The sequence below is a fragment of the Nonomuraea salmonea genome (assembly GCF_042428605.1).
Taxonomy (GTDB): domain Bacteria; phylum Actinomycetota; class Actinomycetes; order Streptosporangiales; family Streptosporangiaceae; genus Nonomuraea; species Nonomuraea salmonea.
Genome location: NZ_JBHMCF010000046.1, coordinates 34,789 through 57,109, shown reverse-complemented (window position 1 = coordinate 57,109; position 22,321 = coordinate 34,789). Strand labels below are relative to the sequence as shown.

Here is a 22,321-nt window from a genome sequence, read left to right as displayed (position 1 = left end):
GGCCCGGCCCCGGGCGAATCGTTCGGTACGCTCCCCCCGTCATGGCCTCGGCAGGTGTTTGAGCAGCAGCAGCGCGATGTCGTCGCCGCGCTGCTCGGTGGCGGGCGCCTGGTCGAGCATGGCCTCTCCCAGGCTGTGCAACGGTTGCGGGCCCGCCTTGGTCAGGTGGGCGGCCAGGCGGGCGATGGCGTCACCGAGGTAGACGCCGGGCGCCTCGATCAGGCCGTCGGTGTAGAGGGCGAGCACGGCGCCGGGCGAGAACGGCACCTGCATCGTCGGATACTCCGCGTCGGGGTCGATGCCGAGCAGCGGCCCAGGCGGCACGTCCACGGGCTCCGCGACGCCGCCGGGTGCGCGCAGCAGGGGCGGCGGGTGCCCGGCGTTGGCCACGGAGAAGGCGCGCAGCCGCAGGTCGAGGTGGAGCAGCAGGCAGCTGGTGAAAAGGTCGGTGTCCAGGTCGAGCAGCAGCCGGTTGGCGTTGCGCAGCACCGTGCCGGGGTCGGCGTCGGGGTCGGTGGCGGTGGCGTGGATGGCGGTGCGCACCTGCCCCATGAGGGCGGCGGCGGCCAGGTTGTGGCCCTGCACGTCGCCGATGACCGCCACGGCGGCGTGGTCGTGCAGGCGGATGAGGTCGTAGAAGTCGCCGCCGATGCCGACGCCGCGGGTGGCGGGCACGTAGCGGGCGGCCGTCTCCAGGCCGTCGATCTCGGGCAGGCGGCGCGGCAGCAGGCTGGTCTGCAGGCAGTGGGCGGCGTTGTCCTTCGCCTCGTACAGCAGGGCCCGGTCGAGCGCCTGCGCCATCATGCCGGACAGGGACGTGAGAGTGGCCCGTTCCGCGCAGGTGAAGCGATGCGGCTGCTGGAAGGCCACGATGCAGGTGCCGGTCAACCGGTCCGACAGCGACAGCGGCAGGAACGCCCACGCCTGCATGTCGTCCGGGTCCAGTGCGGGCTGGTAGCGGTCGCCCATCTCCTGCCGGTCGCCGAAGTATCTGGCCTCGCCGGTCCGCGCGACCTGGCCGGTCACCGTGCTGAAGTCCGCCGGCAGCCCGTCGAACCGGTCGAGGAGCTCGCGGCTGAACCCGTGCGAGCCGAGTGCCCGCAGCCTGCCGGCCTCGGCGAGGAAGACCGCCATGGACTGCACGCCGCAGGCGGCCATCATGTGGTCGCTGACCAGCTCCACGACCTGGCGCACGGTGAGCGCCCTGGTCAGGGTGGCGGCCAGGTGCAGGAGCTCGTGCAGGTGGTGCGGCTGCGGGTGCGCCGAGCCGTCGCCGAGCGCCGTCTGGCCGGTGGTCACGAGGTGCAGGCTGACGCCCGAGGGGTCGGGGTGCAGGCGGGCCTCGACGGTGGTGCCGCCCGACGTGCCGAGCCGGCAGAAGGTGGGCTGCTGGCCGACCACGGCGTGCCTGAAGCGCTCCTTGAAGGTGGGGCCGCGCAGCCAGTCCACCGCCTCCCACACCACGCGGCCGAGCAGCGCGGTGGGTGCGCCGCCGAGCAGCGCGGCGGCCGGGTCGTTGAGGTAGGTGATGTGGCCGTTCAGGTCGAGCGAGACGCAGCCGTCGCGCAGCCGGTCGGCGAAGCCGAAGGCGGCGAGCGAGCGCCCCACGTCGGAGGGAGGCGACGGAAGGGGGGTCAGCGTGCGGGGCTGCGGGGTGACGGAAGGCCGCTGCCCTTCCTCCGCCGCCTCGGTGAGCAGCTCCTGCATGCGGCGGGTGGCCTCGTCGACCACCCCCAGCTCGTACGCCCCCAGCCGCGGCGCCTGCGACGACGACCACATGAGCACCCAGGATCCGGCGACCCGGCCGCCGACTCTGAGCGGCGTGGCCAGCACGGAGAAGTGGTACGGCACGAGGAAGGCCATCGCGGGGAAGCGGCGGGCCAGCTCCTCCAGATCGGGCACCCAGACGCGCTCGCCCTTGCGGACGGCGACGGTCGCGGGGACGCCCGCCTCGGCCCGCAGCCGGCCCCACTGCCCGATCATCGGGCCCGGCAGTCCGAGCTGGGCCTGCATGAGGAGCACCTCGTCGTCGGCGTCCAGCAGATAGAGCATGCCGATGTGGGCGCCGGTCGCGCGCGCCGCGCGTACGAGCGTCTCGTCCAATGCCGAGGTGGCCGGGGGCCCGGCCGGCCGGAGCCGGTGAGACGCGCTGAGCCACTCGGTCCCGCGCGACAGCATCGGCTCCTCACGCCTCCCTACGCGAGCCATACGGTCACGGTATCTACCGCTTTGTCCCGATAGGGGAATGCTTGTCGTAATCTGAACTGTTTCCGGGGCGCGGATGGCGGTCTCCAAACCCTCCCATGGCGTGCCCGCCCGCCGTCGCGGCGGACGGGTCCCGCACCCCCTACCAGACGGCTACTCCGCGAGACTTCCGCAGGTAAAGCCCTTCTCCCGGTCGGGCGAGAACATCTGCACCTCGGTGAGGATCGTGCTCTCGGAGAACTTGCGGAAGGTCAGCGCCCTGTCGCAGTCGTAGATGGCGTAGCCGCCCTCGTGCTCGCCGAGGATCATCATCCAGCGGCTGTCGTAGAGGGGCTTGCCGCTGCTGTCCTGGAGCTTGGCCCACTGCGTCTGGAAGCCGACGGCGTCCAGCAGCGCGGTCGACTCGCCCTTCTCCAGCACGTTGATCGCGCCGTAGATCATCTGGATCATGAGGATGTAGCCGAGCCCGATCCCGGTGAGCGCGCCCACCAGCACCTTCAGCCCCGCCCTGCCGACCGGCTTGCGGCGCAGCAGCCGGAACGGCACCACGTACGCCAGCACGCCGAGCCCGCCCGCGATGAGCACGTCACCGGCCTCGACCGAGATGGAGGCGGTGGGGTCGGCGGCGTCCAGCGCGGTCATGAAGTACATGAAGCCCAGGTACGACGCGCCGGCCCAGGCGGCGGCGAGCACCGCGACGATCCACGGCTGCCTCCGCATGCCCTGCACGGCGCGGCCGGCCAGGCCGCGGGTGACGACGTTCAGCAGCCAGGCGACGCTGATGAGCAGGCCGGTGGCGATCGCGCCCAGGATCAGCAGCGGCAGGATCGTGCCCAGCAGCCGGCCGAGCAGCACCGACTGGTCGATGCCGGCCTGCTCGGGGGTGATGCCGAAGATGCCGTACATGCCCTGGTAGCCCATGTAGAGCAGCGCGTACAGGGTGACGCCGAGCGGGACGACGACGGAGCCGACCTTTTCCAGCAGGTCGAGGACCCCGACCTTTTCCTCGGCCTCCTGCTCGGGAGCAGCGGACGTTAAGTCCGGAATATGAGTATCCGCAGAGTGAGCGGTATACGACGGAGAAGTCATGGCTTGGGAGCATAGGGGATGATCACGCCGCTCAAGGGCGGTTTCCCTGTGCCGAGGGTCAGTGGTGGTCGTCACACTTCGCTCGTGTCCGGATCCGGACACGACCTGGGAAAACGGGCGATGTCGATCGCAACGTGTGCCGGATTACCGGCGGGATTCTGTCAAGTCACGCGGGTCCCCGGTCAAACCCCGCTGTTTACACTCCGGTTCGGAACCACGCTCTTTACGGCGCCGTTCCCGCTCGTCACCCGCCGGGGAGGGTCATGGCTCTCCCCTCGCGCGCCCGCGGGCGGGGTGACCTGACGGCCTCCCGGGCGGCGCGGCGAGCCCGCGCAGCCCTCGACGAGGAGGTCCTTCCGTGTCATCCAGTGCGCTCTTATCCCGCTTACGCCGGCTGGTCACCGTCGCCGCCGGCCTGAGCCTGGTCCTGGCCGCCGCCCCGCTTCCGGGCGCCGCGGCCACCCCCGAACCGCCGGACAAGAAGTGGACGGCCATCCCGCTCACCCCGTCCGCGGTGGTGGACGGCGCCAAGTCACCGACGGGCAAGCTCGCCAAGAGCGACCCCGCGCTGCTGCGCGCCACCTCCCCCGCACCGGTCAACGTCGTCGTGAAGCTCGACTACGACTCGCTCGCCGCCTACCAGGGCGGCCTGCCGGGGCTCGCCGGCACCAGCCCGTCCGCCACCGGCCGCGCGCTCGACACGCGCAGCGCGGACGCGAAGAAGTACGGCGAGCACATCGAGGAGGTCGAGAACGCCTTCCTCGCCGAGCTGAGGTCGAAGGTCCCTGGAGCCGTCGTCGGCCAGCGGCTGCGGACCGTGTACGGCGGCATCGCGCTGCGCATCCCCGGCGACAAGGCAGGCGAGGTGCTCAAGCTCCCCGGCGCGGTCGCCGTCCAGGAGGACAAGCCCGAGCAGCTGCTGACCGACTCCAGCCCCGCCTTCATCGGCGCCCCGGCGATCTACGACAAGCTGGGCGGCGGCAGCGGCACGGCGGGCAAGGGCGTGATCGTGGGCGTGCTCGACAGCGGCGCCTGGCCCGAGCACCCGTCGTTCGCGGGCCGGCCCGGCCTGCCCGCTCCCCCGCCGACCAAGGACGGCACGCCGCGGGTGTGCGACTTCGGCGACAACCCGACGACCCCGGCGAGCGACCCGTTCACCTGCACCAACAAGCTGATCGGCGGGCAGCCGTTCCTGGAGACGTACAACGCGGTGTTCGGCGGCGAGGTCTATCCCGACAGCGCCCGCGACTCCAACGGCCACGGCACGCACACGGCGAGCACCTCGGCCGGCGGGCCGGTCGCCGACGCCGACCCGCTCGGCATCAGCCGCGGCCCCATCCAGGGCATCGCACCCGGCGCGGCCGTGTCGGTCTACAAGGTGTGCGGCCTGGAGGGCTGCTTCCCGTCCGACTCGGCGGCGGCGGTGGCGCGAGCCATCCTGGACGGCGTCCGGGTGATCAACTTCTCGATCTCCGGCGGTGACGATCCGTACAGCGACCCCGTCGAGCTGGCCTTCCTCGACGCGTACGCGGCGGGCGTGCTGGTCTCGGCGTCGGCCGGCAACTCGGGCCCCGGCGCGGACACCACCGACCACCTCGGCCCGTGGACGACCACGGTGGCCGCCTCCACGCAGACCAGGACGTTCCAGACCACGATCAAGCTGCACGGCGGTCCCACCCCGGTGACGATCAAGGGCGCGTCCATCACGGCGGGCGTCTCCTCGCCGCTGCCCGTGGTGCTCGCCTCCGCGCCGCCGTACTCGCGGCCGCTGTGCGACGTGCCCGCGCCCGCCGGGCAGTTCACCGGCAAGATCGTCGCCTGTGAGCGCGGCCCGAACCGGGTGCTGAAGAGCTTCAACGTACGGCAGGGCGGCGCGGCCGGGATGATCCTCTACAACAGCTTCCCGTTCGACGTCTTCACCGACGCCCACTGGCTGCCGTCGGCGCACCTCGACAAGCCGGAGTCCGACACGCTGCTGAGCTTCCTCGCCGCCAACCCCGGGGCCACGGCCTCCTTCGGGCAGGGCGCCAAGAGCACCTGGCAGGGCGACGCGATCACGCACTTCTCCTCGCGCGGCCCCGGCGGCGACTTCCTCAAGCCGGACGTCACCGCGCCGGGCCTGCACATCATGGCGGGCATGACGCCCACCCCCGAGTCGCCGCTCGAAGGCCCGCCGGGCAACCTCTTCCAGGTCATCTCGGGCACCTCGATGTCGTCGCCGCACGTGGCGGGGGCGGCGGCGCTGCTGTTCGCGCTGCATCCCGACTGGACGCCTGGCCAGGTCAAGTCCGCGCTGGAGACGACGGCCAAGACGTCGGTCACCAAGCAGGACCGTACGACGCCGGCCGACCCGTTCGACATGGGCGGCGGGCGCATCGACCTGACCAAGGCCGGCGACCCCGGCCTGACGCTGGACGAGAGCGCGGACGGCTTCGTCGCCTCGGCCGCCGACCCGCTCAACCGCATCGACCTCAACCTGCCGTCGGTGAACGCCCCGACCATGCCGGGCGTCATCACCGCCAAGCGCACGGTGAAGAACGTCACCAGCAAGACGCTCACCTTCACCGCGTCGGGCAAGACCGTCAGCGGCGCCGCCGTCACCGTGCTGCCGCCGCTGTTCTCCGTCAAGCCGGGCAAGACGGCCAAGCTGAGCATCGTCATCACCGCGCCCGACCTGCCCGACGGGCAGTACTTCGGGCAGGTGAACCTCAAGCAGGTCGGCGGCTCCCGGCAGCTGCACCTGCCGGTCGCCTTCTACCGGCAGGAGGGCGCGATCCCGGTCGACCAGACCTGTACGCCCGACACGATCGCCAGGAACACCGGCGAGTCCACCTGCACGGTCATCGTGCACAACGGCACCTACCAGGACGCCGAGGTGACCGCGCTCAGCACGCTCGACTCCCGGCTGCGGCTCACCTCCGTCACCGGGGCGACCAAGGTCGGCACGCAGATCGCGACCACGAAGAAGACGCTGGCCGCGACCCAGCCGCCGAAACCCGTGATCGCGCCAGGTGCGGGGCCGGCCGGGTATCTGCCGCTCGACCTGTTCGGCGTCACCCCGTTCCCGCTCGGTGACGAGCAGGCGGTGAACTTCACCTCACCTGCGCCGTTCACCTTCGCCGGGAGCACCCACACCGTGCTCGGCGTGACGTCCAACGGCTACAGCGTGGCCGGTGGGGCCACCTCGGCCGACATCTCCTTCATCCCGCAGACGCTGCCCGACCCGGCACGGCCGAACAACGTGCTCGCCCCGTACTGGACCGACCTGAACGGCGCCGGCGCGCCCGGCGTCCTCGCCACGGTCCTGACCGACGGGACGAACCGCTGGCTGGTCGTCGAGTGGCGGGTCAACCTCTACGGGACGAACGAGCTGAAGGTGTTCCAGCAGTGGATCGGGATCAACGGCACCGAGGACATCAGCTACGCCTACGACCCGGCCAACCTGCCAGGCGCGCCGCCCGCCGAGTACGGCCTGACCGTCGGGGCCGAGAACGCTGAGGGCACCGCCGGCAGCCAGATCGCCGGGCCGCCGGCCGAGGACCTCGTGGTCACCAGCACCCCGGCCGTGCCCGGCGGGACGCTGACGTACACGATGAAGGTCAAGGGCGTCAGCAGGGGCGCCGGGACCGTCACCACGGCCACCTCGACCCCGCAGGTCAGAGGCATCACCGTGGAGGTGGACCGGATCAACGTCCGGTGACATGACGGGCCGCGGGCGGCTCCGGCCGCCCGCGGCTCCGCTCAGGCGGACGCGGGCATGATCCGGTCGTGGATGAGCCTGAGCCGGGTGTCCACGCCCGCGGTCAGCCCGCTTCAGCGGGTCTGGTCGGTGGGACGGATGAGCAGCTCGTTGACCGCGACGTGCGGCGGTTGCCCGACCGCGTACACGACGGCCTCGGCGATGTCCTCCGGCTGGAGGGTGCGCATGGCCTCGCCCATCTCGCGCGCGGCGGCCCGCCGCGCCGGGTCGGTGATGTGGCCGATCAGCTCGGTGGCGACGAAGCCCGGCTCGACGACGACCACGCGGACACCCCTGGTGGTGACCTCCTGCCGCAGCGACTCGGCGAACCCGGTGACGCCGAACTTGGTGGCCGAGTAGACGCCGCCGCCGGCCGAGGCGATGCGGCCCGAGGTGGAGGAGACCTGCACGACCGTGCCCTTGCTCGCCAGGAGGTGGGGCAGGGCGGCGTGCACGGCGTACATGGAGCCGAGCAGGTTGGTCTCGACCATGCGCACCCACTCTGAGGTGTCGGCGCCCTCGATGGGGCCGCTGAGCATGACGCCGGCGTTGTTCACCAGCACGTCGAGCCTGCCGAAGTGGCCGACGGTCGCGGCCACGGCCGCGCGTACGGACTCCTGGTCGGTGACGTCCAGGTCGAGCGGGAGCAGCTCGCCCCGCGCCTGGTCCGCCAGGGCCTTGAGGCGGTCCGCGCGCCTGGCTCCGGCCGCGACACGGGCTCCCCCGGCCGACAGTGCCAGGGCGGTGGCCGCGCCGATGCCCGACGACGCGCCGGTGACGAGGGCGACCTTGCCCGCGAGATCGTGGTTCATGTGCGTCCTTTCCGCAGCTCACCGGCCCGCTGTTGCAAAACGGACCGGTTGGTCAGCTTCACCGTAGCAGCTAAACGGACCGCCCGGTCACCTTGGCCGGTAGACTGACCGGCATGAGCGCGAAGCCCCCTTCGACCCGCAGCGACGCGGTGCGCAACAGGAAGCTGCTGCTCGACGTCGCGGCCAGGACGTTCGCCGAGCGCGGCGTCGAGGTGTCCATCGGCGAGATCGCGCAGCGCGCCGGGGTGGGCAAGGGCACGGTCTTCCGGCACTTCCCCACCAAGGAGGACCTGCTGGCGGCGATCATGCTCGACCTGCTCGACGAGCTGATCGGCGCCGCCACAGGGCTGCTCGCCGACGACGACCCGGTGCGGGCGCTGCGCGCGTTCATGACCGCCGGGGTCGAGGCGTTCGTCAGGGACCGGGCGTTCTGTGACGTCATCGGCCGTCCCTCGCTGCAGAGCCAGGAGGTGCGCGACGCGATCCACCGGCTCTGCGAGGTCGCCGAGGGGCTCACCGCCCGCGCCAGGGAGCAGGGCGCCGTACGACCCGACGTGACCGGCACCGACGTCGCCCTCATGCTGAGCGGCATCCAGCACACCGCGGCGCCGCTGCTCGACGCCGACCCGCAGGCCTGGCGGCGCTACCTGGAGCTGACCTTCGACGGCATGACCGCCGTCACCGGCCGTCCGCTGCCCCACCCGCCCGGCCGCCTCACCCTGGAGGAGAACCCCTCTTGACCACATAGCCGTTTCGCTGGACGCTCGAAGGCACCCGGCTTGATCGACGGATCTTCCCCGGCTGGCCGCGCGACCACGTCCGAGGTGGACCACGCCGAGAGCACCATGGCGCGCGCGAGAGGGTGAAGGTCGAGTGACCATCGCGGAAGAGCTGCTCCTACTCGCCTACGACAACGAAGGCCGCCCGGCCGTCACCACGACCTGGCTGGATCCCGCGATCGCCGCCGCCGTCCTGGCCGAGCTGGTCGTGCGCGGCCGGATGGAGCTGTCGGGCAGGAAGCTGTCCGTCCGCGACCCCGCCAGGCTCGGCGAGGACGAGCTGGACGCGGCGCTCGCCCTGATGGGCACCCGCAGCAGGCGGCCCGTCTCGTGCATCCAGCTGCTGGAACGGCACGGCTTACGCCGGCGGCTGCTGGCCCGGCTGGTGACGGGCGGGGTGCTGGCCGAGACGCGCGGCAAGGCGCTCGGCCTCTTCCCGGTCAGGCGGTGGCCGGAGGCGCGGCCCGGCGGGCGCGCCGAAGTCGGGGCCCGGGTGACGGCGGTGCTGACCGGGGCGGAGCCCGACGCCCGTACGGGGACACTCGTCGCGATCCTGCACGCCGACCGGTACACCCGCACGTTCTTCCCCGGCTACGACGACCGGCGCTTCAAGGAGGTCTGCGAGGGCGGCTGGGCCGCCGAGCCGGTCAGGCGCGCGGTGTCCGTCATCGCCGACGCCGCGCTCTACGCCATGGCCGGGGAGTGACGGCCGCTCGGGTGACGGCGCAGGTCAGTAGCTCGGCGGGGTGGCGGCGATGAGGAAGTCGGCGGGTTCGTCGCCCGGGTTGAGGTAGCGGTGCGGCAGCGCGGAGTCGAAGTAGCAGCTGTCCCCCGCCTCCAGCAGGTGCTCGGCCCCGGCGACCTCCACCACGAGCCGCCCGCGCAGCACCAGCACGCACTCCTCCGACGGGTGCGTCCACGGCTCGGCGGCCGACGAGCCGCCGGGCAGCAGGTGGCCCTCCAGCACCTCGAGCCGCCCGTGACCGGGTGAGACGCGCGTGTAGGAGATCCCGCCGGCGGGCGATTTCACCACCATCCGCCCGCCGCGCCTGACCACGGCCACGGCCTCGCCGTCCGGCTCCTGGAACAGGCTGAACAGCGGCAGGTCCAGCACCTTCGCGATCTTCCTGAGCGTCTCCAGGCTGGGGTCGGCGAGATCGCGCTCGACCTGGCTGATGAGCCCGCTGGACACGCCGGTGGCGGCGGCGAGCTGGGCGAGGGTCAGCCCGCGTTCCGTACGGAGCTGCCGGATCCTGGCACCGATCACCCGGCGATCCTATATGCCTTCAATCCCATTAAATCGGTATTGACCTGGTTAAAACTCCCCGGATAGGGTGCCCGAAATGTCACACCTGTTGAACCCCACCCAGTTCCGCGCCGAGTTCCCGTCCCTGGACGGCGCCGTGCACCTCGCGAGCTGCAGCCAGGGCGCGCTGTCGTCGCGGCTGGCGTACGCGCTGCAGGAGATCGGCCACTCGCTCCGCGAGGAGGGCGCCCCCTGGGGGACCTGGATGGGGCAGGTCGAGCGGGCCAGGGAGCGGTTCGCCCGGCTGATCGGCGCGGAGCCCGGCGAGGTGGCCGTGCTGTCGTGCGCGTCGGAGGCCGCGTTCCAGGCCGCCTCCTCGCTCGACTGGGCGCGGCGGCCCGGCATCGTCACGACCGACCTGGAGTTCCCGTCGATCGCGCACGTCTGGCTGGCCCAGCAGCAGCGCGGCGCCCAGGTCAGGGTGGTCGCCGACAGCGGTGAGCAGGTGGCGGCGGAGGCGTACGAGGAGCTGATCGACGAGAGCGCAGGCCTCGTGTCGGTGCCGCTGCACACCTACCGCAACGGCGCCCGCCTGCCGGTCGAGGACGTCGTACGGCTGGCGCACGAGCAGGGCGCCCGGGTCTTCGTGGACGCCTACCAGGGCGCCGGCGTCACCCCGATCGACGTGCGCCGGCTCGGTTGCGACTACCTGGTGTCCGGCTCGCTCAAATACCTGCTCGGCCTGCCCGGCATCGCCTTCCTCTATGTGCGCGGCGGGCTGGAGCAGCAGCGCGCGCCCGAGCTGACCGGCTGGTTCGGCCGTACGCAGCCGTTCGCGTTCGACCCCCGCCTGCTCGACTTCCCCGGCGACGCCCGCCGCTTCGAGACCGGCACGCCGCCCATCCCGTCCGCCTACGCGGCCAACGCCGGCTTCGACCTCATCGAGCGGATCGACCTGCACGACGTGCGCCGGCACGTGTCCGAACTGGTGGACGAACTCGCCGAGCGGCTGACGGCGGAGGGCGTGAAGGTGGCCTCGCCCGCCGGTGCGCGCGGCCCGCAGGTGGCCATCGCCGACGACGCCCCCGACCGGCTGGCCGCCGCGCTGGCCGAGCGGCGTATCTGGACGGCGCCCCGCGGCGACCTGCTGCGGCTGTCGTTCCACTACTACAACGACCGCTCCGACGTGGACGCGGCCGTCGCAGCCATCAGCTCCTACCGCAGGAGCTGACCACCCCCTTCGTCGAGAGGTACGCCGTGGACGAGAACGCATCCGGCCTGCAACGCCGGCTGACCGGGCGCCAGCTCACCATGATCGGGCTGGGCGGGGCCATCGGCACCGGGCTCTTCCTCGGCTCCAGCCTGGCGATCTCGCAGGCGGGCCCGGCGACGATCGTCGCGTACGTCATCTGCGCCGGCGTCGCCCTGGTGATCGGCTGGTCGCTGGCCGAGATGGTGGTGGTGCATCCTGAGGCGGGCGCGTTCGGGGTGATCGCGCATCGCTATCTGGGGCCGTGGGCCGGGTTCGTGGTCCGGTGGACGTACTGGACGATCCAGGTCATCGCGATCGGCGGTGAGGTCATCGCGGCCGGGATCTACGTGCAGTTCTGGTGGCCGTCGCTGCCGCTGTGGCTGCCCGTCGCGGTCTTCTCGGTGGTCGTGCTGGGGGTGAACGCGGCCGCCGTCCGGCTGTTCGGTGAGATCGAGTACTGGTTCGCGATGATCAAGGTGGTCGCGATCATCGTGTTCATCCTGCTCGGCCTGGTGCTGGTGACGGTCGGCCTGCCCAGCGCCGACGCCACGGGCCTGACCAACCTCACCGCCCACGACGGCTTCCTGCCCAACGGGATGAGCGGCCTGTTCCTCGCCATGGTGTTCGTCCTGTTCAGCTACATCGGCACCGAGGTCGTCTCGGTGACCGCCGCCGAGTCGGAGAACCCCGTACGCGACATCCCCCGCGCCGCCCGCCGCATGATCACCCGGCTCGCCCTCTTCTACGTGGTCGCCATCGCGATCGTGCTCACCGTGGTGCCGTGGACCACGACGGCCCAGGGCGGCTCGGTCACCGAGAGCCCGTTCGTCACCGTCTTCTCCGCCGCCGGGGTCCCCGCGGCGGCGACGGTGATGAACTTCGTCGTCCTGACCGCCGCCCTGTCCAGCGCCAACACGAACCTCTACCTGACCACCCGCATGATGCACTCCCTGGCCGCCAACGGTTACGCCCCCCGCTGGACCGGCCGCCTGAGCGCCGCCGGCGTCCCCCGCAACGCCCTCGCCCTGTCGGCGCTCGGCCTGGCGCTCGCGGCAGGCGTGTCGGCGGCCAGCGAAAGCGGCGCCTACCTGGCGTTGTTCGGCGTCTCGGTCTTCGGCGCCCTGGTGGTCTGGCTCCTCATCCTCGCCACCCACCACGCCTTCCGCCGCACCCGCACCGCCCAGGGCCTGCCACCCTCCCCGGTCCGTTTGTGGGGCGCCCCGGTCACGTCGGGCGTGGTGATGCTGTTCCTGGCCGCAGTGATCATCTCCACCCTGTTCATCGAGCCCCTGCGACCGGCATGGTGGGCAGGCATCCCGTTCTTCATCGTCGTCAGCATCGCGTACGCGGTGACCTCCCGCCGCGCTCGATCGGACGCAAGCCGCACCGGGTAAAGGTACTTCCACAAGCGGCCGGCGACTCCATGTCGAGAGCGAACAATCACTCGATCCGGGGCGCCGCCGCGACGATCGGCTCCGAGGGGGAGATCACGCTCCGGCGCGGCACCCGGACGGCGACCATCGGCCGGTGACCGGCCTCCTCCTGAACGCCGTCCGCCCGACGACATCGGGTAGAGTTTCTGGCATGCATTTGTACTTCCTCTGAGGACGACGCGGCTCGCCCCGCCCGCCACGGGCGCGGCTTGAGCGCTTCCGCGTCAGCTCTCACCTTTCAGGTCCCGCGCCGCCGCCGTGTGCCGCGCCGGGGCCTGCTTCCCGGAGGAAGTATGTCCATCGACATCGTGCTGCCCGCCCGTGCGCGGGCGCAGCTCAACGCCACCGGCCTGCACCTCGCCCGTGCCGGCCGGCCCGTCCTGTCCGGTGTGGACGTGACCGTCTCGGCCGGCGACCGGCTCGGCGTGGTCGGCGAGAACGGCCGTGGCAAGACCACGCTGCTGCAGGTGCTCGCGGGCACGCTCGCGCCCGACGCGGGCACCGTGCACCGCGTCGGCACCATAGGGGTGGCCGACCAGGAGATGCCGGTCGGCGACGACCGTGCCGTCGGCGACCTCATCGACGCCGAGCTCGCCCAGGTACGCGCGGCGCTGCGGGCCTTCGAGGCGGCCACGCTCGCGCTCGCCGAGGAGCGGCCGGGCGCCGAGCAGGCGTACGCCACGGCTCTGGAAGCCGCCGAGTCGCTCGGCGCGTGGGACGCCGACCGGCGTGTCGACGTCGCGCTCGCCGCGCTGAACGCCGTGAGCGACCGGGCCAGGCCGCTCGCCGGGCTGTCCGTCGGGCAGCGTTACCGGATCCGGCTGGCCTGCCTGCTCGGCGCCGGGCACGACCTACTGCTGCTCGACGAGCCCACCAACCACCTCGACGCCGCCGGGCTCGACCATCTGACCGCCGCACTGCGGGCCCATCCGGGCGGGCTGGTGCTGGTCAGCCATGACCGGGCGCTGCTGTCTGACGTGGTGACCACCGTGCTCGACCTCGACCCGACCAGCGACGGGCGGCCGCGCACCTATGGCGGCGGGTATGCCGGTTACCGCGAGGGCCGCAGGGCGGAACGCGAGCGGTGGGAGACGGCGTACCGTGACCAGCAGCTCGAACGCCGGCGGCTCGCGCAGGACCTGTCCGAGGCGCAGAACCGGCTGGTCACCGGCTGGCGTCCGGACAAGGGCACCGGCAAGCACACCCGCGCCACGCGGGCCCCGGCCCTGGTCCGCGCCGTGCATCGGCGGCAGGAGGCGCTGGAGGCGCAGGTGCTCGACGTACCGGTGCCGCCGCTGCGCTTCTCGATGCCGCACCTGGACGCCCCGCCCGGCGTCGCGCTGCTGCAAGCCACCGACGTGACGCTCGATCCCCGGCTCACCACGCCGCGGTCCCTGCTGCTGCGGTCCCACGACCGCCTGGTGGTCACCGGCCCGAACGGCTCCGGCAAGTCGACCCTCATGCACCTGCTCGCCGGGGAACTGGTCCCCGGCTCGGGGACCGTGCAGCGCGGGCGGGGCGTGCGGGCCGGGCTGCTCGGCCAGGAGTCGCCGCCGCCGTCCCGGCTGCGGGCTTTCGAGGTGTACGAGGCCGCGGTCGGCAGCTTGGTCACCTCAGGACGCCTTCCCGAGGCCGACATGGTCGGGCTCGGACGGCTCGGGCTACTGCCCGCCGAGGCGGCGCACCGGCCGGTCGCCGAGCTGTCGGTCGGGCAGCAGCGGCGTCTCGACCTGGCGATCCTGCTGGCCGGACGGCCTCACGTGGCGCTGCTCGACGAGCCCACCAATCACCTGTCCATGGCTCTGGTGGAGGAACTGACCCAGGCACTCGCCGGTACGGGCGCCGCCGTCGTCCTGGCCACCCACGACCGGCAGCTCCTCCGCGACACGGCCGCCTGGCCCCGTCTCCACCTGGACGGGTAGCGCCGGGGACCCCTCCCGGGGCGGGGTGGTTAACGTGACGAGACGTCTACGGAGAGGAGACGATGCCACCATGGCCCCGACCCACCCCCCGCCCTCCCCGCTCCCCGCCTCGCCCCCGCTCAGCCGGTCCACGTCCACGGCGCCTGCGCCCATGTCGTTCGTCGCCCCTCTCATACCGGTCCGGTATGGGCGGGTGCGTCGCGTACTGGCGGGGTGCGTGCTGGTGGGTGTGGTGGCGGGGTGCGGGGCGGCGGAGGAGCCGCCGGCCGCGGCCGCTCCCGCGAGCACGCCGGCCACCACCGCCCCGACCTCCGCCGCTCCGACCTCCGCCGCTCCGACCTCTGCTGCCGAGGCGTCCGCCACCCCGAGCGCGAGCCCCACGCCCTCGCCGTCCCCCTCTCCCACGAAGAAGCGCAAGGCCACCAGCCGGGTGAGGGACTGCTTCGACGGCGACTGCCTGCTGCGGGTGTCGAGGCCGGTCACCATCCGCCTCAACGCGAAGAAGTTCTACTACCGCCAGTTCCACATCCTGGACGTCGGCAAGAGCTCCATCACGTACCTGGTGGAGTATCCGCACGGCGGCGGCGCGCAGGCGACGCTGGGCAAGGGCGGCACTTCGAGCTTCGGGTTCCGCAAGCGGCCGACCGTGGAGGTGAGCCTGGTCTCCGTGAAGAAGGGCAGGGCGCTGGTGTCGATCACGGCGGGCAAGCCCGGCTGACCCACGGCGACACCGGTCGCCATCTGCAAAATGTGCTCAAGTTTCGCCTGATATCAGGTTCTTTGTCTCCTTTGAGGGCAGGCGGCGGGCGATGTCCCTCGCCTGCACAGACGCGGCCTCGGGGAAGGAAAACTTGATCATGGCGAACAAGATGCGAATCGCTTGTGCCCTGCTCGCCGGGTACTACCTCGGGCGACGGCGCAAGTTGCGCACGGCGGCGGTCCTCGTGGCGGCCGGGCTGGCTGGGAAGGCGTCCGGGAACGGCGGCGGGCTGCTGTCCCAAGGGCTCAAGACTCTGGGCTCGTCGGCCGACCTGGGCAAGTTGACCGAGCAGCTCCGTGGCGGCCTGCTGGAGGCGGGTAAGGCCGCGACCAGCAGGCAGATCGACTCGCTGAGCGACAAGCTGCACGAGCGCGCGGAATCGCTCAGGTCGCCGGGGGACGCCGAGGGCTCGGAGGAGCCTTCCGAGGCGACGGGCGACACCGCCTCCTCCAACGGCTCTCCCCAGAACGGGGCCTCACACGAGCCCCAGAACGGGGCTCACGACGGGCCACAGAACGGGGCCGAGAGCAGGGCCGAGAGCAGGGACGAGAGCAGGGACGAGAGCGGGGACGGCAACCAGGACGAGGCCGAGCGGGAGCCCGCCGGACCGGAGCGAGCGCGGCGGCAGTCCCGTGCCGTCCGGCGGACCTCCATGCGGAGGTGAGCACAGGTGGCTGAGGAAAACGCGAGACGGCACACGAGCGCGGCCCGCCCCACGGTCCGGCGGGTGACACCTACGGCGGGCAAGGCCGCGGGCGCGGGCAAACGAGCAGCCAGCAGCCTCGGCAAGGCCGCCGGCGCGGCGAAACGGGGCACCGGCGCCGCGAAGGACACCACCGGCGAGGCCACGGGCACAGCGGCAGGCGCGGGCTCGAAGGCGACCGGCACGGCGAAGCGCGCCACGCGCACGGCCACCGGCGCCGCGAAGCGGACGGCAGGCACCGCCACCAGCACCGCCACCAGCACCGCTTCGGGCGCCGCGAAGGGGGCCGGAGGCGCAGCCGAAGGTGTCACCGGCGCAGCGAAGACAGCGGGCGAAGCGACCGAGGGGGTCGCCAAGGGAGCCGGCGGAGCAGCCGAAGGAGTCACCGATGCCGCCAAGGGAGCCGGAGGCGTCACCGGTGCAGCCAAGGGGGTGACGGGTGTGGCCAAAGGAGCCGCAGGTGCCGCCAAGGGGGTCGCGGGCACGGCGGCGGGCGCGGTCAAGGGGGTCGGCAAGGAGTTCCTGGCCGCCCTGCCGACCGACCGGCTCGCCGGCGAGGCACGCAACCTCATGCACGCCGCGATCGGACGCGTGGTCTCGGCGGCGGGTGACAAGGTGGAGAGCCTCACCGGCCGCCTGACCGACTACGCGGAGCAAGGCGGTGGCAAGGGCCTGATAGGCGCGCTGACCGGCTCGGGCGGCTCGGGGGGCTCGGGCGGCTCAGACGATTCCGGCGACTCCGGTGGCGGCGGCAGCGTACTGGGCGGCGTGTTGAAGGGCGGCTTCAAGGGCGGCCTGCAGAGCATCATGCAGAAGATCACGGGAGGTGGTAAGGGCGGTAAGGGCGGCTTTGAGAAGGTCACCAACATCGTCGAGACGATCGACGTGGGTGCGCCGCGCCGCCTGGTGTACGACCAGTGGACGCAGTTCCAGGACTTCCCGACCTTCATGAAGAAAGTGGAGACGATCAAGCAGGAGGCCGACGAGAAGCTCACCTGGAAGGCGCAGGTCTTCTGGTCGCACCGAAGCTGGTCCGCGCAGATCATCGAGCAGATCCCCGACCAGCGCATCATCTGGCGCTCGGAGGGGCCGAAGGGTCACGTGGACGGCGCGGTGACGTTCCATGAGCTGAGCGACGACCTCACCCGGGTGCTGGTGGTGCTGGAGTACCACCCGCAGGGCCTGTTCGAGCGGACCGGCAACCTGTGGCGGGCGCAGGGCCGTCGCGTACGGCTGGAGCTCAAGCACTTCCGCCGCCACGTCATGTCGCACCTGCTGCTGCACCCGGAGGACGTCGGCGAAGGCTGGCGCGGCGAGATTCGCGACGGCGAGGTGGTCAAGGACCACGAGACGGCAATGGAGGAGGAACGCGCCGCCGAGGAGGAGGAAGAGGAACAGGAGGAGCACGAGGAGGAGGAAGAAGGCGAAGAGCCCGAAGAGGGCAAGGAAGCCGAAGAGGGCGAAGAGGAAGAGGGCGAAGAGCCCGAAGAGGGCGAGGAGGAAGAAGGCGAAGAGCCCGAAGAGGGCGAGGAAGCCGAAGAGGGCGAGGAAGCCGAAGAGGGCGAGGAAGCCGAAGAGGGCGAGGAAGCCGAAGAGGAGGAAGAGGAAGAAGGCGAGCAGCCAGGCCGTTGACAGGCGCCCGGCCCGAGCACGGAGCCGAGGCGAAGCGGCCCGTGCCACGGCTGGACGACCGGTCCGACCCACACCCATGATCGTGCCCGCCCCCGGCTCAGCGGCCCGGGGACGGGCACTCGGCTGTTCCGGAGGCCCAGGGCCCGGTCAACGGCCTGCGGAGGGAACGGTGGTGCGGGCGGCTCGCTTGCCGAGCGATCTGATCAGGTGGCCCCCCGCCGATCACCGTGGTCACCCCCCACGGACAGAGCGACCGGGGCGAGCAGGAGCTGGGGCATGCCGAGCGAGAGCGCGGCCAGCAGCAGGGCAAACAGCGCGATGACGGCGAAGGGCAGGGCGAGCTCTCAGCGCAACTGGTCGCGCAGCCACTTCGGGTGGGGGTTGACGTGCGGCTCGCCCGCAAGCACCACGGTCGGCACCGTCTCGTCGCCGCCGGTGATCGCGCGGACCGCCGCCGCGCCCTCCGGGTCGCGCCAGATGTCCACCCAGTACGCCCGCCGCGCCGCACGCCCCAGCCGGAGCCTGAGCCGCATGCAGTAGCGGCAGCCCGGCCGCCAGTAGACGACCGCCCGCCCGTCGGCGGCGCTGCGCCGCCGCGCCTCCCCGGCATCGAACGGCCTGGGGAACGCCAGCGGCGACAGCAGGAGGCCGAGCAGCGCGTACACCACGAGCACCACCACCGCCGGCACCAGATCGCCTTTCGTGACCTGCCAGGCCGCGATCGCCACCCCTAACGCCAGGAGCAGGCCCGGCACCTTCCATCTGCGGCTCACGGTTGAGCAAGCTATCGGAGCGCCCGCCGCGCCGATATCCCGGCCCCCGCCAGAGCGTGTCAGCCGGAGGGCCACCTCGGGGTGCCGGAGAGGTCGGTGAGCGCGTCCTCCACGGTGCCGGCCGCCTCGATCTCACCGCCGTCGTCGTCGGACGCCTGGGCGGCGTACTCCCCGTACACCACGATCATGCGCCCCTCCGCCACCCTGGCGTGCCGCGCGGCCGAGCGCAGGATGTCGCGCCCGTGCTCGTCGATCGCCGCGAGCGAGCGCAGGTCCACCGCGAGCAGCGGCGGTATCCGCGCCACCAGCGCGTTGACCAGGTATTGCTGCAGGACCAGGCACGCCACCCCCTCCAGCCGCCCGGTCAGGGACAGCAGGACGACCTGCCCGTGCCTGTCGAGCCGGATGTCGAAGTCCGGATCGCTCTCGTGGATGCCAGGTTCGGAGGGGTGCATGGGCGGATCCCGGTGACGACGACGGCATGACGGGTCTACGCCGACCAGACTTCCCGGCTCACCTGCTGCGACCATAACATTCCATTGCTCAATGCAACGATCCTGCGGTGCGGACCGTGACCTAAACGAAGCGCAAACCCTCGCCTCCACGGCGCTACCCTGGGCCTCGGGGACGGCGGCGGCACCGTCCTCAGGCCGGACGGAGGGATGGCCGAGGTGACCGAGACCGACCCGCACATCCATGTCGATCGCAAGGTGCTGCAGGCCGGCGCCGACTTCCGCAACGTGCTCGCCTCGACGCTGGGCGGCGTCCCCGACGCGCCCTCCGAGGTCACCACCGGCTGCGGCCTCAAGGTGCCGTACGCGATGACCTCGCCCCACCCCGAACGCGTCACCTGCCTGCCCTGCCGCGAACACGCCTGCCGCGAACACCTGAACTTCGCCGACCAGGTCGAACGCCTCGGCCGCCACCCCGGCACCGCCCTCCCAGGCGACCGGACAGCCGAAGTGGCTCAGTGGGCCCGCGACCGCGCCCGGAAATTCGCCTCCGGCTGAACCCCCGGCCCCGCCCCCGATCCTGGCGGCGACGGTGGTGGGGGCGTTGCGCTGGGAGTGAAGCGGGGCGGTCCTGACGCTCGCGGTGGGTCAGGATGAAGGGCATGCGAACACTTGTTTTGGGTGGCACGAGGTTCCTGTCCAAGGAGATCGCGCGGCAGGCGCGCGATCGCGGGCACGAGGTGGTGTGCGCGGCGCGCGGGCAGGCGGGTGACCCGCCGCCCGGAGTGGAGTTCATCCGGGTCGATCGCTCGGAGGACGGCGGGCTGGCTCCTCTGGAGGGGTCGTTCGACCTGGTCATCGACGTCGCCAGGCATCCGAGCCAGGTGCGCAGGTCGGTCGATGAGCTGGCGGGCCGCGCCGGTCACTGGACGCTGGTGTCCACCGTCAGCGTCTACCCCGACACCCGCGAAGTCACCCAGGTGCTGCACGAGCCGCTGGCGCCCGGCGCCGACGAGAGCGACGTGGCCAACTACGGGCCGGCGAAGGTGGCGTGCGAGCAGATCGTCGGCGACGCGGCGCTGATCGTCCGCGCCGGGCTGATCGTGGGCCCGGAGGATTCGTCCGACCGGTTCACCTACTGGGTCGACCGGCTGGCGCGCGGCGGGCGCGTGCTGGCGCCGGGCTCTCCCGGCGACCTGGTGCAGCTCGTGGACGTACGCGACCTCGCCGCCTGGACGCTCGACGCCGCCGAGAAAGGGCTCGCCGGGCCGTATGACGCGATGTCCAGCCCGTTCCCGAGGGGCGAGCTGCTCGCGGGCATCGCCGAAGGGCTGTCGGTGCGGCCCGAGCTGGTCTGGGCCGGGCAGGAGTTCCTCGCCGAGCACGACGTGAACGCCTGGATGGGGCCGCGTTCCCTGCCGCTGTGGGTGCCGCTGCCGGAATACGCCGGCTTCATGGCCCGCGACGTCTCGGCCGTCCTGGCCGCCGGCCTGCACATCCGCCCGATCGCCGACACGGCCCGCGACACCCTCACCTGGCTGCGTGACTCCGGCCACACGGTGACCCGCTCCGGCCTCACCCCCGAGGAGGAGGCCGAACTCCTCCGCCTCCTCGACTGATCCGCACTCCACTGACCAAAGGACATCTGCCCGCTCCTCCCCCGCCGGCGTGCCCCTTGCCTGGATGACGGGTGCGCCGAACGGCGCGGGAAGCCGGAAGGATCCGCGACGGATGGCGGGCGACCGGTCGCCGGCCGATCGTCAGGATGGCGGCATGAGCCGAGAACCGGAGACGTCCGTCCCGCTGATCGCCCAGCACGACTTGAGCGGCCCGGTCACCGCCCATGGGACCCGAGCGGACGTACAAGGGATGCGAACGAAGGTCCGACAGGCCAGAGGGGGTGTGCCAAAGGTCAGAGCGAGTGGGCGAGAAGCCGGGGCAGGTGTGCGAGAGGCCCGAGCGGATGGGCCGGAAGCTCGGGCGTATGGGCCGGAAGCTCGGGCCGATGGGCCGGAAGCTCGGGCCGCTGGGCGGCGGGCCGGGCGTCGGGTGCCTGGGGGCGGGCGGGAAGCGCCGACCGGGTCTGGGCTGGACGACGAGGGTGGTGTCCCGGTGGCGGTGACGCCGTTCGACCTGCTGATGTCGATCGTTCGCCTGAGCGCGAGCGGCGAGATCCACGCCGGCCGGAGAAGCGTCGATGGGGACGGCTGGCGGCTGCGGGTCTTACACGCGAAGACCGCCACCGACGTGCACGGCGGCCGCTGGGAGCTGCACCCGGAGGCCGACGAGCTCGTCTCCTGCATCGTCGGCAAGATCCGCCTCTACCTGCGCGGGGAAGGGCGGGGTGAGGAGGAGGTCAAGCTGTGTGCGGGCACCGCGGCGATCGTCCCGCGCGGCCGGCGCCACCGCATCGCCCTGGACATCCCGAGCATCATCCTGACCGCCACTCTCCCACCCGCCAACCGCCTGGACCAACCCGCCTGACATGCCGAGCAGCGGCCTGGACCGACGCGCCCGAAGCGACCAGTGACCAGTCCCACCGAAGGAGCAGCCGCAGGGCACGGCGCACCCGAGAAGTCACCAGGCGACCGCCCGGGCGAGAGGGGTCGCGTCGCCGGGCGCAAGTGGGGTGGTCAGGGTGATGGGGAGGTGGGGCATGAAGCGTGGCTCGGTGCCTGTGTGTTCCTGGGCGGCGTGGACGGTGAAGGGGTGGACGATGCAGGCGGCCGTACAGGGCGGTGGTCCGGCGTACACGTCGCCGTTTCGCGCTGCATCTGACCGTCGAGGACGGGCTGATCACGCGCTATCACATGTACGAGGACAGCCTGACGGTCACCCGCGCCCTCGACGGCGCGTGAACGCCCTGGACGCCCTGGACGCCTCAGTTCGATGCACTGGCGCACTGGCGCACTGCCCACTGGCGCGCTGGGCCCACTGCCGGACTGGCGTGCTGCCGGACTGGCGCGCTGCCGGACTGGCGCGCTGACGCCCGCCTGCGGCGCCTGGGCAGGGCGTTCGAGCGCGGCCCTCGCCAGGGCCTCCCGGCCGCACCCACCGCCCGCACCGGGTCAGGGGCCGGTGCGCAGCTGCTCGGCCGCCTCCTCGTAGGCCCGGGCGGCCCTGCGGAAGTAGTCGTAGAGCACGTCGAGCTGATCGTCGTTGTATCCGGCGAGGATGTCGCCGACCTCGCGCCGCGCGGCGGCCATGACCTGGTCGAGCTGGGCGGGCTTGCCGATGGGCTCGACGATGACCTTGCGCCGGTCGTCGGGGGCGGGCACGCGGCGCACGTAACCGGCCTGCTCGAGCCGGTCGATGAGCCGGGTGGTCGGCCCGGTGGTCAGGCCGGCGCGGGCGCCCAGCTCGCCCGGAGTCAGGGGGCCTGTCAGCTCAAGGATGTTGAGCGCGTACAGGTCTGTGGCGCCCAGGCCGCACGCGCGCGCACTGGCGTGGCCGTGCAGCAGGACGGCGCTGAGGTAGCGGCGGTAGACGCGGCCGGCGTCGGGGCGTTCGCGTGGGGTTGACAC

At 72.2% G+C, this 22,321-nt stretch carries 19 protein-coding genes; 12 read left to right on the top strand and 7 right to left on the bottom strand.

Features of this window, described 5'->3' with window-relative positions; all coding sequences use genetic code 11:
* Positions 1-39: 39 nt before the first annotated feature.
* On the bottom strand, positions 40-2,208 hold the full coding sequence (locus ACFFR3_RS40620) for a SpoIIE family protein phosphatase (RefSeq protein ID WP_379484861.1): 2,169 nt from the start codon (positions 2,206-2,208) through the stop codon (positions 40-42).
* A 150-nt stretch (positions 2,209-2,358) separates the two neighbouring features.
* Entirely contained in the window at positions 2,359-3,294 is a 936-nt protein-coding gene (locus ACFFR3_RS40615; RefSeq protein ID WP_345403868.1) for a hypothetical protein, read from the bottom strand.
* Between the two features lie 358 nt (positions 3,295-3,652).
* On the opposite strand from ACFFR3_RS40615, the gene ACFFR3_RS40610 reads away from it, so the two are divergent.
* Positions 3,653-6,994: a S8 family serine peptidase gene (locus tag ACFFR3_RS40610; protein ID WP_379484860.1), complete on the top strand. Its 3,342-nt coding sequence runs from the start codon at positions 3,653-3,655 to the stop codon at positions 6,992-6,994.
* Between the two features lie 113 nt (positions 6,995-7,107).
* On the opposite strand, the gene ACFFR3_RS40605 is transcribed toward ACFFR3_RS40610, so the two are convergent.
* Positions 7,108-7,845, bottom strand: a complete 738-nt coding sequence (locus ACFFR3_RS40605) for an SDR family NAD(P)-dependent oxidoreductase (RefSeq protein ID WP_345403865.1) — start codon at positions 7,843-7,845, stop codon at positions 7,108-7,110.
* Positions 7,846-7,958: 113 nt separating this feature from the next.
* Here ACFFR3_RS40605 and ACFFR3_RS40600 point away from each other — a divergent pair, with 113 nt between their 5' ends.
* Both ACFFR3_RS40600 and ACFFR3_RS40595 read left to right on the top strand, forming a co-directional pair.
* Positions 7,959-8,585, top strand: a complete 627-nt coding sequence (locus ACFFR3_RS40600; protein WP_345403862.1) for a TetR/AcrR family transcriptional regulator — start codon at positions 7,959-7,961, stop codon at positions 8,583-8,585.
* A gap of 133 nt (positions 8,586-8,718) precedes the next feature.
* Positions 8,719-9,330, top strand: a complete 612-nt coding sequence (locus ACFFR3_RS40595; RefSeq protein ID WP_345403859.1) for a GOLPH3/VPS74 family protein — start codon at positions 8,719-8,721, stop codon at positions 9,328-9,330.
* A 24-nt stretch (positions 9,331-9,354) separates the two neighbouring features.
* Here the strand turns inward: ACFFR3_RS40595 and ACFFR3_RS40590 are convergent, their stop codons facing one another.
* Positions 9,355-9,891, bottom strand: a complete 537-nt coding sequence (locus ACFFR3_RS40590) for a helix-turn-helix domain-containing protein (protein ID WP_364376190.1) — start codon at positions 9,889-9,891, stop codon at positions 9,355-9,357.
* A 76-nt stretch (positions 9,892-9,967) separates the two neighbouring features.
* Here ACFFR3_RS40590 and ACFFR3_RS40585 point away from each other — a divergent pair, with 76 nt between their 5' ends.
* From ACFFR3_RS40585 to ACFFR3_RS40560, 6 genes are all read left to right on the top strand, one after another.
* Positions 9,968-11,101 carry an aminotransferase class V-fold PLP-dependent enzyme gene (locus ACFFR3_RS40585; RefSeq protein WP_379484859.1) on the top strand — a complete coding sequence of 378 codons (1,134 nt, stop codon included), beginning with the start codon at positions 9,968-9,970 and terminating at the stop codon, positions 11,099-11,101.
* 26 nt (positions 11,102-11,127) lie between these two features.
* Positions 11,128-12,516 (top strand): amino acid permease, encoded by a 1,389-nt coding sequence (locus tag ACFFR3_RS40580; protein ID WP_379484858.1) that lies wholly within the window; start codon positions 11,128-11,130, stop codon positions 12,514-12,516.
* A gap of 332 nt (positions 12,517-12,848) precedes the next feature.
* Positions 12,849-14,477, top strand: a complete 1,629-nt coding sequence (locus ACFFR3_RS40575) for an ABC-F family ATP-binding cassette domain-containing protein (RefSeq protein WP_345403844.1) — start codon at positions 12,849-12,851, stop codon at positions 14,475-14,477.
* Between the two features lie 193 nt (positions 14,478-14,670).
* A complete protein-coding gene (locus tag ACFFR3_RS40570) occupies positions 14,671-15,195 on the top strand; it encodes a hypothetical protein (RefSeq protein WP_345403842.1) in 525 nt (174 codons plus the stop codon).
* Between the two features lie 151 nt (positions 15,196-15,346).
* Complete coding sequence (locus ACFFR3_RS40565; RefSeq protein ID WP_345403839.1) at positions 15,347-15,901, top strand: hypothetical protein; 555 nt, start codon at positions 15,347-15,349, stop codon at positions 15,899-15,901.
* A 6-nt stretch (positions 15,902-15,907) separates the two neighbouring features.
* The gene (locus ACFFR3_RS40560; protein WP_379484857.1) at positions 15,908-17,572 is read left to right on the top strand and encodes an SRPBCC family protein; all 1,665 of its coding nucleotides are present in this window, start codon (positions 15,908-15,910) and stop codon (positions 17,570-17,572) included.
* Between the two features lie 344 nt (positions 17,573-17,916).
* Here the strand turns inward: ACFFR3_RS40560 and ACFFR3_RS40555 are convergent, their stop codons facing one another.
* Both ACFFR3_RS40555 and ACFFR3_RS40550 read right to left on the bottom strand, forming a co-directional pair.
* The gene (locus tag ACFFR3_RS40555; RefSeq protein ID WP_379484856.1) at positions 17,917-18,345 is read right to left on the bottom strand and encodes a glutaredoxin domain-containing protein; all 429 of its coding nucleotides are present in this window, start codon (positions 18,343-18,345) and stop codon (positions 17,917-17,919) included.
* A 59-nt stretch (positions 18,346-18,404) separates the two neighbouring features.
* Positions 18,405-18,800 (bottom strand): STAS domain-containing protein, encoded by a 396-nt coding sequence (locus ACFFR3_RS40550; RefSeq protein WP_364376166.1) that lies wholly within the window; start codon positions 18,798-18,800, stop codon positions 18,405-18,407.
* Positions 18,801-19,007: 207 nt separating this feature from the next.
* On the opposite strand from ACFFR3_RS40550, the gene ACFFR3_RS40545 reads away from it, so the two are divergent.
* From ACFFR3_RS40545 to ACFFR3_RS40535, 3 genes are all read left to right on the top strand, one after another.
* The gene (locus tag ACFFR3_RS40545) at positions 19,008-19,355 is read left to right on the top strand and encodes a hypothetical protein (RefSeq protein WP_364376163.1); all 348 of its coding nucleotides are present in this window, start codon (positions 19,008-19,010) and stop codon (positions 19,353-19,355) included.
* 104 nt (positions 19,356-19,459) lie between these two features.
* A complete protein-coding gene (locus tag ACFFR3_RS40540) occupies positions 19,460-20,416 on the top strand; it encodes a Rossmann-fold NAD(P)-binding domain-containing protein (protein WP_345403821.1) in 957 nt (318 codons plus the stop codon).
* A gap of 493 nt (positions 20,417-20,909) precedes the next feature.
* Positions 20,910-21,281: a cupin domain-containing protein gene (locus ACFFR3_RS40535; RefSeq protein WP_345403818.1), complete on the top strand. Its 372-nt coding sequence runs from the start codon at positions 20,910-20,912 to the stop codon at positions 21,279-21,281.
* A gap of 584 nt (positions 21,282-21,865) precedes the next feature.
* Here the strand turns inward: ACFFR3_RS40535 and ACFFR3_RS40530 are convergent.
* Entirely contained in the window at positions 21,866-22,321 is a 456-nt protein-coding gene (locus ACFFR3_RS40530) for a MarR family winged helix-turn-helix transcriptional regulator (protein WP_379484855.1), read from the bottom strand.

Bases quoted from the DNA above. Each gene is read 5' to 3' on its own strand.
- ACFFR3_RS40565 (WP_345403839.1), top strand. From the start codon at position 15,347: ATGCGAATCGCTTGTGCCCTGCTCGCCGGGTACTACCTCGGGCGACGG.
- ACFFR3_RS40540 (WP_345403821.1), top strand. From the start codon at position 19,460: ATGCGAACACTTGTTTTGGGTGGCACGAGGTTCCTGTCCAAGGAGATC.
- ACFFR3_RS40585 (WP_379484859.1), top strand. From the start codon at position 9,968: ATGTCACACCTGTTGAACCCCACCCAGTTCCGCGCCGAGTTCCCGTCC.
- ACFFR3_RS40620 (WP_379484861.1), bottom strand. From the start codon at position 2,208: ATGGCTCGCGTAGGGAGGCGTGAGGAGCCGATGCTGTCGCGCGGGACC.
- ACFFR3_RS40615 (WP_345403868.1), bottom strand. From the start codon at position 3,294: ATGACTTCTCCGTCGTATACCGCTCACTCTGCGGATACTCATATTCCG.
- ACFFR3_RS40605 (WP_345403865.1), bottom strand. From the start codon at position 7,845: ATGAACCACGATCTCGCGGGCAAGGTCGCCCTCGTCACCGGCGCGTCG.
- ACFFR3_RS40545 (WP_364376163.1), top strand. From the start codon at position 19,008: ATGGCCGAGGTGACCGAGACCGACCCGCACATCCATGTCGATCGCAAG.
- ACFFR3_RS40550 (WP_364376166.1), bottom strand. From the start codon at position 18,800: ATGCACCCCTCCGAACCTGGCATCCACGAGAGCGATCCGGACTTCGAC.
- ACFFR3_RS40575 (WP_345403844.1), top strand. From the start codon at position 12,849: ATGTCCATCGACATCGTGCTGCCCGCCCGTGCGCGGGCGCAGCTCAAC.
- ACFFR3_RS40600 (WP_345403862.1), top strand. From the start codon at position 7,959: ATGAGCGCGAAGCCCCCTTCGACCCGCAGCGACGCGGTGCGCAACAGG.